Annotated in this window: 13 protein-coding genes; 5 read left to right on the top strand and 8 right to left on the bottom strand. The window is 69.7% G+C overall.

Going from position 1 to position 13,110, the window contains the following annotated elements; translation table 11 throughout:
* Nucleotides 1–164: 164 nt before the first annotated feature.
* Nucleotides 165–1,886: a 2-isopropylmalate synthase gene (gene leuA, locus ACZ562_RS13290; RefSeq protein ID WP_471177432.1), complete on the bottom strand. Its 1,722-nt coding sequence runs from the start codon at nucleotides 1,884–1,886 to the stop codon at nucleotides 165–167.
* 332 nt (nucleotides 1,887–2,218) lie between these two features.
* On the opposite strand from leuA, the gene ACZ562_RS13295 reads away from it, so the two are divergent.
* The 3 genes from ACZ562_RS13295 (at nucleotide 2,219) to ACZ562_RS13305 (ending at nucleotide 4,964) form a co-directional block, all read left to right on the top strand.
* Nucleotides 2,219–3,289 carry a M4 family metallopeptidase gene (locus tag ACZ562_RS13295; RefSeq protein WP_471177434.1) on the top strand — a complete coding sequence of 357 codons (1,071 nt, stop codon included), beginning with the start codon at nucleotides 2,219–2,221 and terminating at the stop codon, nucleotides 3,287–3,289.
* Nucleotides 3,290–3,310: 21 nt separating this feature from the next.
* Nucleotides 3,311–3,577 carry a protealysin inhibitor emfourin gene (locus ACZ562_RS13300; RefSeq protein WP_471177437.1) on the top strand — a complete coding sequence of 89 codons (267 nt, stop codon included), beginning with the start codon at nucleotides 3,311–3,313 and terminating at the stop codon, nucleotides 3,575–3,577.
* 70 nt (nucleotides 3,578–3,647) lie between these two features.
* Nucleotides 3,648–4,964, top strand: coding sequence for a GH1 family beta-glucosidase (locus ACZ562_RS13305; protein WP_471177439.1), 1,317 nt, complete (start codon nucleotides 3,648–3,650; stop codon nucleotides 4,962–4,964).
* Between the two features lie 118 nt (nucleotides 4,965–5,082).
* Here ACZ562_RS13305 and era read toward each other — a convergent pair whose 3' ends face one another.
* A complete protein-coding gene (gene era / locus ACZ562_RS13310; RefSeq protein WP_471177442.1) occupies nucleotides 5,083–6,042 on the bottom strand; it encodes a GTPase Era in 960 nt (319 codons plus the stop codon).
* 222 nt (nucleotides 6,043–6,264) lie between these two features.
* Between era and ACZ562_RS13315 the strand changes: the two genes are divergently transcribed.
* Complete coding sequence (locus ACZ562_RS13315; RefSeq protein WP_471177444.1) at nucleotides 6,265–6,603, top strand: P-II family nitrogen regulator; 339 nt, start codon at nucleotides 6,265–6,267, stop codon at nucleotides 6,601–6,603.
* 209 nt (nucleotides 6,604–6,812) lie between these two features.
* Here ACZ562_RS13315 and ACZ562_RS13320 read toward each other — a convergent pair whose 3' ends face one another.
* Nucleotides 6,813–7,163 (bottom strand): cytidine deaminase, encoded by a 351-nt coding sequence (locus ACZ562_RS13320; protein ID WP_471177447.1) that lies wholly within the window; start codon nucleotides 7,161–7,163, stop codon nucleotides 6,813–6,815.
* A 27-nt stretch (nucleotides 7,164–7,190) separates the two neighbouring features.
* Nucleotides 7,191–8,012: a helix-turn-helix transcriptional regulator gene (locus ACZ562_RS13325; RefSeq protein ID WP_471177870.1), complete on the bottom strand. Its 822-nt coding sequence runs from the start codon at nucleotides 8,010–8,012 to the stop codon at nucleotides 7,191–7,193.
* 144 nt (nucleotides 8,013–8,156) lie between these two features.
* Here ACZ562_RS13325 and ACZ562_RS13330 point away from each other — a divergent pair, with 144 nt between their 5' ends.
* On the top strand, nucleotides 8,157–9,578 hold the full coding sequence (locus ACZ562_RS13330; RefSeq protein WP_471177450.1) for an MFS transporter: 1,422 nt from the start codon (nucleotides 8,157–8,159) through the stop codon (nucleotides 9,576–9,578).
* Between the two features lie 127 nt (nucleotides 9,579–9,705).
* On the opposite strand, the gene ACZ562_RS13335 is transcribed toward ACZ562_RS13330, so the two are convergent.
* From ACZ562_RS13335 to ACZ562_RS13350, 4 genes are read right to left on the bottom strand one after another with little or no spacing between them, the layout of a single operon-like run.
* The gene (locus ACZ562_RS13335; protein WP_471177453.1) at nucleotides 9,706–10,065 is read right to left on the bottom strand and encodes an MmcQ/YjbR family DNA-binding protein; all 360 of its coding nucleotides are present in this window, start codon (nucleotides 10,063–10,065) and stop codon (nucleotides 9,706–9,708) included.
* Entirely contained in the window at nucleotides 10,062–11,369 is a 1,308-nt protein-coding gene (locus ACZ562_RS13340; RefSeq protein WP_471177455.1) for a hemolysin family protein, read from the bottom strand. Before ACZ562_RS13340 ends, ACZ562_RS13335 begins: the two co-directional genes overlap by 4 nt.
* Nucleotides 11,366–11,863, bottom strand: coding sequence for an rRNA maturation RNase YbeY (gene ybeY, locus ACZ562_RS13345; RefSeq protein ID WP_471177458.1), 498 nt, complete (start codon nucleotides 11,861–11,863; stop codon nucleotides 11,366–11,368). Before ybeY ends, ACZ562_RS13340 begins: the two co-directional genes overlap by 4 nt.
* 15 nt (nucleotides 11,864–11,878) lie before the next feature.
* Nucleotides 11,879–12,952, bottom strand: coding sequence for a PhoH family protein (locus ACZ562_RS13350; RefSeq protein ID WP_471177460.1), 1,074 nt, complete (start codon nucleotides 12,950–12,952; stop codon nucleotides 11,879–11,881).
* Nucleotides 12,953–13,110 lie beyond the last annotated feature (158 nt).

The raw sequence follows: 13,110 nt of genomic DNA on the forward strand, positions 1-13,110 counted from the left end.
CGCCGCGCTTGCGTGATGTTAGCCACAGGGGCGAGGCGTAGTCAGTACCCAGGACGAGACCTTCCCGTGACCTGCACACGGATTGGCCGGTATACGACGGGGTCCCGCCCGCCGACATGCGGCGGACGGGACTCCTGAAATTCGGACAAACTCTGTCAGAAGGTTCAGCGAGCGGCGCGGTTGACGGCCGATACGACCGCCTTCAGCGACGCGCGCGTGGTGTTCGCGTCGATGCCGATGCCCCACAGAACCTTGTCGTCGATCGCGCACTCGATGTAGGAGGCGGCCTGCGCGGAGGCTCCTTCGCTCATCGTGTGCTCCTGGTAGTCCAGCAGGCGGGCGTCGATTCCCACGCCCTGCAGGGCGTCGAAGAAGGCGGAGATCGGGCCGTTGCCGGTGCCGGTCAGGACGGTGTCCACGCCGTCGACGGTGGCCTCGACCTTCAGGGTGTCCACGCCGTCGGTGTCGGTCGTCGACTGGCCGTTCTTGACCTGAATGCGACCCCAGGGGTTCTCGGGGTTGGGCAGGTACTCGTCCTGGAAGACCGACCAGATGTCGCCGCCCGTGACCTCGCCGCCCTCGGCGTCCGTCTTCGCCTGGATGATCCTCGAGAACTCGATCTGCATCCGGCGCGGCAGGTCCAGCTTGTGGTCGTTCTTCAGGACGTACGCGATACCGCCCTTGCCGGACTGCGAGTTGACGCGGATGACGGCCTCGTAGGAGCGGCCGACGTCCTTCGGGTCGATCGGCAGGTACGGGACCGCCCACTCGATGTCGTCGACGGTGACGCCCTTGGCCTTCGCGTCGGCCTCCATGGCGTCGAAACCCTTCTTGATGGCGTCCTGGTGGGAGCCGGAGAAGGACGTGTAGACCAGGTCGCCCACGTACGGGTGGCGCGGGTGGACCTCCATCTGGTTGCAGTACTCCCACGTACGACGGATCTCGTCGATGTCGGAGAAGTCGATCTGCGGGTCGACGCCCTGCGAGAACAGGTTCATGCCCAGGGTGACCAGGTCGACGTTGCCGGTGCGCTCGCCCTGCCCGAACAGACAGCCCTCGACGCGGTCGGCGCCGGCCATCAGCGCCAGCTCGGCGGCGGCTACGGCCGTACCGCGGTCGTTGTGCGGGTGGATCGACAGGCAGACGTGCTCGCGGCGGGACAGGTTGCGGCCCATCCACTCGAAGCGGTCCGCGTGCGTGGACGGCGTCGAACGCTCCACGGTGGCGGGCAGGTTGAGGATGATCTCGCGGCCCGGAGCGGGCTGCCAGACGTCCATGACCGCCTCGCAGACCTCCAGGGCGAAGTCCAGCTCGGTGTCGGTGAAGATCTCGGGCGAGTACTGGTAGCCGAACTCCGTCTCCGGGCCCAGCAGCTTCTCCGCGTACTCCATGACCAGGCGTGTGCCGTCGACGGCGATCTGCTTGATGTCGTCCTTGGAGCCGCGGAAGACGACCCGGCGGAAGACCGGCGCGGTGGCGTTGTACAGGTGCACGGTGGCGCGCTTGGCGCCCTTCAGGGACTCGACGGTCCGCTCGATCAGGTCCTCGCGGGCCTGGGTCAGTACGGAGATGGTGACGTCGTCGGGGATGACGCCGGGCTCCTCGATGATGGAGCGCACGAAGTCGAAGTCGGTCTGCCCGGAGGCGGGGAACCCGACCTCGATCTCCTTGTAGCCCATCTTGACCAGCTGGTCGAACATCCGGCGCTTGCGCTCGGGCGACATCGGGTCGATCAGAGCCTGGTTGCCGTCGCGCAGGTCGGTGGAGAGCCAGCGGGGTGCGACGGTGATCCGGTTCTCCGGCCAGGTGCGGTCGGGGATGCCGACCTGCTCGTACTGACCGTACTTGTGGATCGGCATGGAACTGGGCTGCTGGCGGTTGGCCATGATGCGGGGGCTCCTCGAAGGCGGGTCCGGAAGGACGGCCGACGGCGCAACGCCAAACTCCGCGGGGAGGGGGTCGGCCTCGACTACAGGCCCTCGCCGCGGCAGCTAAGGAGGAGCAGCCCGAAAAACATGATGCTCCGCAGCCTAGCCGAGCCGCGCCGGATGCGCGGGCCCGTATCAGTATGCGGGACCGCCCCAATCAAAAGGGGCGAACCGGACAAAAAGTGTTCCATACCACTTGGCGACGGAACGCGAGGCTCCTTATCACCACAATTCACCAATCATGGTTGCGGGTAGTGACAGCGGAATAACTCAGTGCAAGGGTGCCGCACATGACGACGAACGGGGGCTTCGAGCCCGTCTTCTGCACCATCGTGCCACCCCATGTCCTCGACAAGGTCGCCCAGAACGAGGACCCCGCCCTCTCCGGTCCCGCCCGGCGCACCCTGATGCGCGACGCCCAGGAACGCGGCCGCCGCCGGGTGACCACCGAGTTCGGCCTCGCCGCCGCGCCGACGGCGAAGGCACCGTCGGACCAGCCGCTGCGCACCATCTACGACGCCGAGCACGACACCGGCCTGCCCGGCACCAAGGTCCGCGCCGAGGGCGAGGACCCCGGCCAGGACGCCACGGTCAACCGCGCCTATTCCGGCCTCGGCGCCACCTTCGACCTCTACCTCAAGGCCTACCAGCGCCACTCGATCGACGGCGACGGCCTGCCCCTCGACGCCACCGTCCACTACGACGAGAACTACAACAACGCCTTCTGGAACGGCGAGCAGATGGTGTTCGGCGACGGTGACGGCGAGATCTTCCTCGACTTCACCATCCCGATCGACGTCATCGGCCACGAGCTCACCCACGGCGTCACACAGCACACGGCCAACCTCACCTACTACGGCCAGCCGGGCGCCCTGAACGAGTCGATGTCCGACGTCTTCGGCTCACTCATCAAGCAGTACACGCTCGGCCAGACCGCCACCGAGGCCGACTGGCTGATCGGCGCGGGCCTGCTCGCCCCGAGCGTGACCGGCAAGGCCCTGCGCTCCATGAAGGAGCCGGGCAGCGCGTACGACGACGACGTGCTCGGCAAGGACCCGCAGCCCGCGACGATGGACGACTACGTCCGCACGGGCCGCGACAACGGCGGCGTCCACATCAACTCCGGTATCCCCAACCACGCCTTCTATCTGGCCGCCACCGCGCTCGGCGGCTACGCCTGGGAGAAGGCGGGCCAGATCTGGTACGACGTCCTGACCGGCGGCGAGCTCGCGGAGCGGGCCTTCTTCGCCGACTTCGCCAAGCTCACCGTCAAGGCCGCGCGCGAGCGCTTCGGCGACGGCGGCGAGGAGCTCCAGGCCGTGCAGAAGGCGTGGGAGCAGGTCGGGGTGCGGATTCCCTGACTCCGTACTAGACAGGAACCCATGCGTATTCAGGTGAGGCGCACGGGCGGATTCGCGGGCATCGAGCGCCATGCCGAGGTGGACACCTCGGGACGGCCCGATGCCCACGAGTGGCAGGCCCTGGCCGAGCAGGCACTCGCCGCCGGCCGGGGCACACCGCCGATCGGTGTGCCGGACGGCTTCAGCTACCAGATCACCGTGGACGGGAAGACGGTGTACGCGAGCGATCCCCGGCTGACGCAGGAGCAGCGCAAGCTGATCTCGAAAGTGCTCAAGGAAGGCGCGTAGAACGGGCCCCAGGAAGGCGGGTAACCCGTTCTTCAGGCCTGCCCGTTGACTTCTGTTACCGCCGGTACGGATGATCCGGCGCATGGCGACGAACCCGATACCTCAGTTCCCGGCCGGCTTCCTGTGGGGCGTGTCGACCTCGGCCCACCAGATCGAAGGGGCCGCGGACGAGCGCGAGCCGTCCGTGTGGGACACCTTCACGGCCGAGCCGGGGCGGGTGAAGGACGGCTCGACGGCGGCGGTGGCCTGCGACCACTACCACCGCTACCGCGAGGACGTGGCGCTCCTGGCCGGCCTGGGCGTGGACGCGTACCGCTTCTCGATCTCCTGGCCGCGGGTGAACTCTCCGGGCGGCCTCGACTTCTACGACCGCCTCGTGGACGAGCTGTGCGCGGCGGGCGTACGGCCCGTGCCGACGCTCTTCCACTGGGACCTGCCGGCCGGGCTCGACTGGCTGGAGCGGGACACGGCGTCGCGTTTCGCGGAGTACGTATCGGTCGTCGCCGGCCGTCTCGGCGACCGGGTGAACAAGTGGATCACTCTCAACGAGCCCGCCGAGCACACGCTCCTGGGCCATGCGCTGGGCGCCCACGCCCCCGGCAAGCAGCTGCTCTTCGACGCGCTCCCCGCCGCCCACCACCAGCTGCTCGGCCACGGCCTGGCCGTACGGGCCCTGCGCGCGGCCGGGGCGGCGGACATAGGGATCGCCAACTCGCACGGGCCGGCGTGGCCGGCGTCCGAGGAGACCGCGGACGTGGAGGCGGCGCGGGTCTACGACCTGCTGCTCAACCGGCTGTTCTCGGACCCGGTGCTGCTGGGTGAATACCCGGAGGGGATCGGCGAGCTGATGCCCGGCGAAGCCGGGGCCGATCTGAAGGTCATCGGGGAGCCGCTGGACTGGTACGGCATCAACTACTACGCGCCGGCCACGCTGGGCGCCCCGCAGGGCGCGGAGATCGAGTTCGGCGGGCTGACCCTGCCCGCCGAACTCCCCTTCTCCGTACGGGAGACAGCAGGCCGCCCGGTCACGGACTTCGGCTGGCCGGTGGTCCCGGAGGGCCTGACCGAGCTGCTCACCGGCTTCCGCGACCGCTTCGGCGACCGGCTCCCGCCGATCGTCATCACCGAGAACGGCTGCTCGTACCAGGGGATCGACGACCAGGACCGGATCACCTACCTCGACGGCCACATCCGGGCGCTGCACGACGCGCTGACGGCCGGCGTGGACGTGCGCGGCTACTTCGTCTGGTCGCTGCTGGACAACTTCGAGTGGGCGGAAGGGTACGAGCGCCGGTTCGGCCTGGTCCACGTCGACTACGAGACGCTTGAACGGACGCCCAAGGCGTCGTACGGCTGGTACCGGGACGCGCTACGGGCGCAGAGATGACGACGGCCGGACGTTCCTCCGACGCCCCCCGCTCACCCTCGCCGAACCCTTCGACCGGGAGTACGGGGCCGGCAGCCCCAGGGACGGGACCAGCCGCCGGGTCGACACCCCACCCCGGTCAGAACCCCAGCTTCCGCAGCTGCCGAGGATCCCGCTGCCAGTCCTTGGCAACCTTGACATGCAGGTCCAGGAACACCGGAGTACCCAGCAGCGCCTCGATCTGCTTGCGGGACTTGATGCCGACGTCTTTCAGGCGCTTGCCCTTGGGGCCGATGATGATGCCCTTCTGGCTGGGGCGCTCGATGTAGACGAAGGCGTGGATGTCGAGGAGGGGCCGGTCGGCGGGCCGGTCCTCGCGCGGCAGCATCTCCTCGACCACGACCGCGATGGAGTGCGGAAGCTCGTCGCGGACGCCCTCGAGCGCGGCCTCACGGATCAGCTCGGCCACCATGACCTGCTCGGGCTCGTCCGTGAGCTCACCGTCGGGGTACAGTGCCGGACCCTCCGGCAGCAGCGGGACGATCAGGTCGGCCAGCAGGTCGACCTGCTTGTCGCCGACCGCCGACACCGGCACGATCTCCGCCCACTCGAAGCCCAGCTCCTTGCCGAGCTGGTCGATGGCGATGAGCTGCTCGGCGAGCATCTTGCCGTCCACGAGGTCGGTCTTCGTGACGATCGCGATCTTCGGCGTCTTCTTGATCGACGCCAGCTCCTTCGCGATGAACCGGTCACCGGGACCGAGCTTCTCGTTCGCGGGCAGGCAGAAGCCGATCACGTCGACCTCGGCCCAGGTCGTACGGACGACGTCGTTGAGGCGCTCGCCGAGCAGCGTGCGCGGTTTGTGCAGCCCGGGGGTGTCCACCAGGATCAGCTGGGCGTCGGGCCGGTGCACGATCCCCCGTACCGTGTGCCGCGTCGTCTGCGGCTGGTTCGCGGTGATCGCCACCTTCTGCCCGACCAGAGCGTTCGTGAGGGTGGACTTGCCCGCGTTGGGGCGGCCCACGAAGCAGGCGAAGCCGGCGCGGTGGGGGGCCTCGGACGGCTCGGATGACTTGCTGCGAACGCTCATGGCGCCCATTCTCCCTGATCCACAGAGCCCCGCCGTACATGCGTCCGCCCGCGCTCCGGGCGGTGAGGTTTCCGGAAGCCGCCACGCGAGTTCGAGCCGAACGGAGCAGGAGCACACCGGCCTGGACCTTACGGTGCACGCCGGGACGGCCTACGATCACGGGGTCCTGGGGCACGGCGCCCCGGTCTCCGCATCCGTCCTCCCCTCCGCCCAGAAGGTCGGCACCCAGGCATGAAGCTCATCACCGCGATCGTCAAGCCGTACCGCCTCGACGAGGTCAAGACCGCCCTGCAGGACCTCGGCGTGCACGGTCTGACCGTGACGGAGGCCAGCGGCTACGGCCGCCAGCGCGGCCACACCGAGGTGTACCGCGGCGCCGAGTACCAGGTCGACCTCGTACCCAAGGTCCGGATCGAGGTCGTCGTCGAGGACGCGGACTCGGACGCCGTCATCGACGCGATCGTGAAGGCCGCGCAGACGGGGAAGATCGGCGACGGCAAGGTGTGGGCCCTGCCGGTCGAGACGGTCGTACGGGTCCGCACGGGCGAGCGCGGCCCCGACGCACTCTGAGCCGAGGGGCTCTGCGCCGGCGGGCGGCCTGAGCGGGGGCTCGTCATACCCGCGAGCCACCTCCCGCGGCTCTCCCGCAGCAGCGCCCGAGGCACCGGGGTCCGGGCCGCCGGCCGGCTTCCCGGCCTTCCTCACCACCGCCGCCGGGAGTGTGACCCGGTGGCCGTGGATGTACATGGGCCGGGTCTGGGGGCGGAGCCCCCGGGACCTCAGCCCGCGGAGACAGTCAGCCGGACCGTTCCGTCCGGCGAAGCCACCAGTACAGGGGTCCCGGCCCCGCCGAGATCCCGTACCGCCGCCAGATCCTCCGCAGCCGCCGACTCCGCCTCGGTCACCACAGCCGCCGCTTCCAAGGACTTCGCCCCGGACGCCACGGCCATCGCCACCGCCGTCTGCAGAGCACTGAGCTTCAGCGAGACCAGGGCAACGGTCCCCGCGACATACGTACGTCCGGTCTCGTCCCGCACGGCAGCGCCCTCCGGCACACCGTTGCGGGCCCGGGCGGAGCGGGCCAGGGTGACGATCTTGCGGTCCTCGGGGTCAAGCGCACTGTCGGTCATGACCTGAGCATACGAAGAACGCTCCCGTCACCCCGCCAAGGGGTACATCGCACCGCGCCGCCCCTCCGGCGAGGCCAGCCACTCCAGCTTCGCCGCGGTGTTCGCCTCGTCCAGCGGCGTGTGCAGCACGACCGTCAGATCGGGCCGCGCCGGCACTCTCATCGCCGTCGACTCGACGACCAGCAGCCCGGCCAGCGGATGGTCGAGCTCCTTGCGGACCTGCCCGGGGTCCTCGATGTCCCGCTCCTCCCAGAGCGCGGTGAACTCGGGACTGGCGGCCCTCACCCGGGCCAGCACGTCCTGGAGCCCCTCGTCGTCGGGGCTGGCCGAGCACGCCGCGCGGAACTGGGCGACGACCGTGCGGGCGTTCTTCTCCCAGCTCTTGCTCCGGCTCCGGTACAGCGGATCCGTGAAGAAGTCGACGAGGCAGTTCTGCGTGACGCCGGGACGCATGCCCAGCACCATCGCGGCGGCGTCGTTGTAGAGCACGCAGTTGTAGTACAGGTCCATGATGTGCGCCGGATACGGCATCCACGTGTCGATCAGCCGCTTCAGCCCGTCGCACTTGTCCCGCCGCTCCGGCTCGACCGCGGGCACGGGCGGGTTCAGCCCGGCGAGGACGTACAGATGCCGCCGTTCGGCGTTGCTCAGCCGCAGCACGCGCGCCACGGAGTCGAGGACCTGCGGGGAGACGGAGATGTCCCGCCCCTGCTCCAGCCACTGGTACCAGGAGGCGCCCACCCCGGCGAGCACGGCGACCTCCTCGCGGCGCAGTCCGGGGGTGCGGCGCCGCGCCCCGCCGTCCGGCAGACCCGCCTCGGCCGGCGAGACCCGGGCCCGCCGGCTCATCAGGAACTCGCGCAGTTCGCGCAGCCGACGGCTCTTCAGGGCGTCCTCAGGCACGTACAGTTCCCCCTCGCGCTGTCTGGTGGTGCCACCACCACCATAAGTTGCGACTCCCCACGCTTATTCCGGGCGCCGCAGGCTTCTGCCATGGCGATCGACACCACTACCTCGACCACTCCCCCCGTACGAGAACCGCTCGGCACCCCCCGGCTGTCGACGCGCGACAAGCTCGTCCTCTTCGTCCTTTGCGCGGCCCAGTTCATGGTCGCGCTCGACTTCTCCGTCCTGAACGTGGCCCTGCCGGTCCTCGGCACGGACCTGGGTATGAGCCAGTCGGCGCTGCAGTGGGCGGTGACGGCGTTCGCGCTGCCGTCCGGCGGATTCCTGCTGCTCTTCGGCCGCGTCGGCGACCTCTACGGCCGCCGCCGGCTGTTCCTGAGCGGGCTCGCCCTGTTCGGCGCGGCCTCGCTGCTGGCGACGTTCGCGTGGGACCCGGCCTCGTTCCTGGCGGGCCGGGCGCTGCAGGGCCTGGGCGCGGCGGCGATCGTGCCCACCGGCATGTCCCTGCTGACCACGACCTTCCCCGAGGGACCCGCGCGGGACCGCGCCCTCGGCATCTCGGGCACGCTGCTCTCCCTGGGCTTCACGGTCGGCATGGTGGCCGGCGGTGTCCTCACCGACGCATTCGGCTGGCGCTCCACGATGGGCCTGCTCACCGTCTTCGCACTGATCGTGCTGCCGCTGGCGCCCGGTCTGCTGCCCGAGTCCCGCACCCCGGAGCGCCCGCGCCTGGACGTGCCCGGCGCGGTCACCGTCACCGGCGGTCTGCTGTCCCTGATCTACGCCCTGTCGACGGCCGCCGACCACGGCTTCGCCCGCGCCGACGTCATCACCACGCTGGTCGCGGGCGTCCTGCTGCTCGGCGCCTTCGTCGCGGCCGAGTCCCGCGCCCAGGCGCCCCTGGTCTCGCTGCCGATGCTGCGCCGCCGCACGGTCGCGTGGGGCAACGTGGGCGGTCTTGTCACCTTCTCGATGATGTCGACGGTGGTCTTCGTCCTGACGCTGTACCTCCAGGAGGTGCTGCGCCTGTCGGCCTTCGAGACGGGCCTCGTCTTCGGCGTGCAGGGCGTGCTGTCGGCGGTCGCGGGCACATTCGCACCGAAGGTCATCGGCCGCTTCGGCGCACGCCGTACGCTCGTCGCCTCGCTCGCCGGCCAGGGCGCGCTGGTCGCCGGCCTGCTGGGCCTGAACGCGCACGGCTGGTCGGTGTGGCTCGCCACGGTCGCCGTCTCCCTGGCGAGCATGTGCCACCTGGGCGCGATCATCTCCTACGGCCTGACCGTCACCTCCGGTGTCCCCGACGAGGAACAGGGCCTGGCCACCGGCCTGGTCACCTCGACCCAGCAGGTCGGCATCACCGTCGGCATACCGCTGCTCGGCGTCCTGGCCACCACCTCGGACGACCTGATGTCGGGGGTGCACACGGTGCTGGCCCTGGACGCGGCGATCGTGCTCGCGGCGGCGGTGCTGGTGGCGCTCGGACTGCGCCGGGGTCAGCCGAGGAGCTGAGTGAGCTCGGAGCGCGTGGCCGCGTGGACGACCCGGCCGCGCGCTCCGTTCACGATCGGGGGGCGCGGGTATCGAACGGTCATGCGCCGGATTCTGACACGAGGTCAGCGCGTCCGGGCAAGGGATTTCACGGGCGGTCCAGGCGCAGCCGCTCCGCCCTCGGCAGACCGGCCACGACCAGGTCGTACGAGTCCTCGACGAGCTCGCGGACCACCCGGTCGGGAAGGCCGCCGTCGACGGTGACGGTGTTCCAGTGGCGCTTGTTCATGTGGTAGCCGGGCACGATGAGGCCCTCGTGCTCGCTCCGGAGCCGAGCCGCGTCCTCGGGGTCGCACTTCAGATTGACCGTCAGGGGGCGCGCGTCCAGGGCCGTCAGGGCGAAGAGCTTGCCCCGGACCTTGAAGACGGAGATCTCCGGCCGGAACGGGAAGTCCTCCACCGCGGCGTTGAAGGACAGGCAGAAGGAACGCAGCTGCTGCGGGGTCACTCCGCTTTCACCTCCTCGTCCGGCGGGTCCAGCGGGCCCACCGGCTCCACCAGCACTGTCACGATCTTGTTCCGGCGGCCGGCCGCCGCCTCCGCGGTCAGCCTGAGCTCACGGCTGTCGGGCAGTAGCACGAGTGACGACGCCCCGGCGATGGGCACCCGGCCCAGGGCCTTGGCGAGCAGACCGCCGACCGTCTCCACGTCCTCGTCGTCGTACTCCTCCAGGCCGTACAGCTCGCCCAGGTCGGTGATGTCGAGGCGGGCGGTAACCCGGAAGCGGTCGTCGCCGAGGTCCTCCACGGGCGGGAGTTCGCGGTCGTACTCGTCGGTGATCTCGCCGACGATCTCCTCGAGGATGTCCTCGATGGTGACGATGCCGGCCGTGCCGCCGTACTCGTCGATGACGACGGCGACGTGGTTGCGCTCCTGCTGCATCTCGCGCAGCAGGTCACCGGCGTTCTTGGTGTCGGGCACGAAGGCGGCGGGCCGCATCGCGGTGGACACCAGCTCGGTCTCGGCGTCCCGGCTGATGTGCGTCTTGCGGACCAGGTCCTTGAGGTAGACGATCCCGACGATGTCGTCCTCGCTCTCCCCGGTGACCGGGATCCGCGAGAAGCCGGAGCGCAGGGCGAGGGTGAGGGCCTGACGGATCGTCTTGTAGCGCTCGATGACCACCAGGTCGGTCCTCGGCACCATGACCTCCCGTACGAGCGTGTCGCCCAGTTCGAAGACCGAGTGCACCATCCGGCGCTCCTCGTCCTCGATCAGGGACTCCTTCTCCGCGAGGTCGACCAGCGCGCGCAGCTCCGCCTCGGAGGCGAAGGGGCCGCGGCGGAAGCCCTTGCCGGGGGTCAGCGCATTGCCGATGAGGATCAGCAGGGGCGGGATCGGGCCCATGATCCGTGCGAGCGGCAGCAGGACGTACGCGGCGGCCGTCGCCGTGTTCAGCGGGTGCTGGCGGCCGATGGTGCGCGGGGAGACGCCGACGGCGACGTACGACACGAGGACCATGACGCCGATCGCGACAAGGAGGGCCTCGGTGGTGCCGTCGAACTCCTGCAGGCAGGCGTACGTGACGAGGGCGGCCGCGGCCATCTCGCAGGCCACGCGGACCAGCAGCGCCACGTTGAGATAGCGGGTCGGGTCGGCGGCGACCTGCGCCAGCTTGGCGCTGCCGCGGCGGCCCGACTTCACGGCCTCCTCGGCGCGGAAGCTGGAGACCCGCGCGAGGCCCGCCTCCGCGCAGGCGGCGAGCCAGGCGACGACGACCAGGGCGATCGCGCCGGAGACCAGGGTGGGGCTCATGAGAGGGTCGGGGCCGGGGACGGGCCGGTCAGGCCCTTCTCCGCGCGCCAGCCGTCCACGATGGCGGCCTGCAGGCCGAACATCTCGGCCTTCTCGTCGGGCTCCTCGTGGTCGTACCCGAGAAGGTGCAGCACGCCATGGACGGTGAGCAACTGCAGCTCCTCGTCCATCGAGTGCTGTGTGGGCGCTTCCGTCCCCTGCCTGGCCGCGACCTCCGGGCACAGCACGATGTCGCCGAGGAGGCCCTGCGGGGGCTCGTCGTCGTCCTTCGACGGCGGACGCAGTTCGTCCATCGGGAAGGACATGACGTCCGTGGGCCCCGGCAGGTCCATCCACTGGATGTGCAGCTGCTCCATGGCGTCGGCGTCCACGACGATCACCGAGAGCTCGGAGAGCGGGTGGATGCGCATCCGCGCGAGCGCGTAGCGGGCGATGTCGAGGATCGCCTGCTCGTCGACCTCGGTTCCGGACTCGTTGTTGACGTCGATCGACATGGTCGTGCGTCTTCTCTACTTCCCCTTGTGCCCGGACGACCTGGCCCGGCCGCCCTTGTGGGTGCCGTTCTCGGTGCCGTGCTTGCTGTCGTACTTCTCGTACGCGTCGACGATACGGCCGACGAGCTTGTGCCGTACGACATCGTGGGACGTGAGCCGGGAGAAGTGGACGTCCTCCAGCCCCTCCAGGATCTCCTGGACCTGACGCAGACCCGACTTGGTGCCGGTGGGCAGGTCGACCTGCGTCACATCACCCGTGATCACGATCTTCGAGTCGAAGCCGAGGCGGGTGAGGAACATCTTCATCTGTTCGGGGCTCGTGTTCTGGGCCTCGTCCAGGATGATGAAGGCGTCGTTCAAGGTTCTACCCCGCATGTATGCGAGGGGCGCGACCTCTATGGTGCCGGCGGCCATGAGGCGCGGGATCGAGTCGGGGTCCAGCATGTCGTGCAGCGCGTCGTACAGCGGGCGCAGATACGGGTCGATCTTCTCGTACAGCGTGCCGGGCAGGAAGCCGAGGCGTTCGCCTGCCTCGACGGCCGGACGGGTCAGGATGATGCGGTTGACCTGCTTGGACTGCAGGGCCTGCACCGCCTTGGCCATGGCGAGGTAGGTCTTGCCGGTGCCGGCGGGGCCGATACCGAAGACGACCGTGTGCTTGTCGATCGCGTCGACGTACCGCTTCTGGTTGAGGGTCTTGGGGCGGATGGTCCGGCCGCGCGAGGACAGGATGTTCTGCGTGAGGACCTCGGCCGGGGTCTCCTGGCCGTCGCTCTCCCCGTTCTCGCTCGCCCTGAGCATGGCGATCGAGCGTTCCACTGCGTCCTCCGTCATCGGCTGCCCGGTGCGGAGCACCAGCATCATCTCGTCGAACAGGCGCTGGATGAGGGCGACTTCACCGGCGTCGCCGACCGCGCTGATCTCATTGCCCCGGACGTGGATGTCGGCCGCCGGGAAGGCCTTCTCGATCACGCGCAGGAGGGAGTCGCCGGAACCCAGCACGGTCACCATGGGGTGCTGGGCGGGGACGGTGAACTGTGCTCTCGCCTGCCCCTGCGCGGGGGTGTGAGCTGTGGGTGTCTGAGTCATGGGCCGGCTCTGTAGGCCTTGCTCGTCCTCCTCGATACGACTCGCCCGCCACAGGGGCGGCCTGGCGGTTTCAAGGGTACGCCGGGGCACTGACAACGCCGTAGGGCTTTTCGGCACCCCGTTCGACGCGCCCGGGGTCGGGCTGACGCCCGGAGTCA

The organism is Streptomyces sp. NPDC040410 (assembly GCF_055595715.1).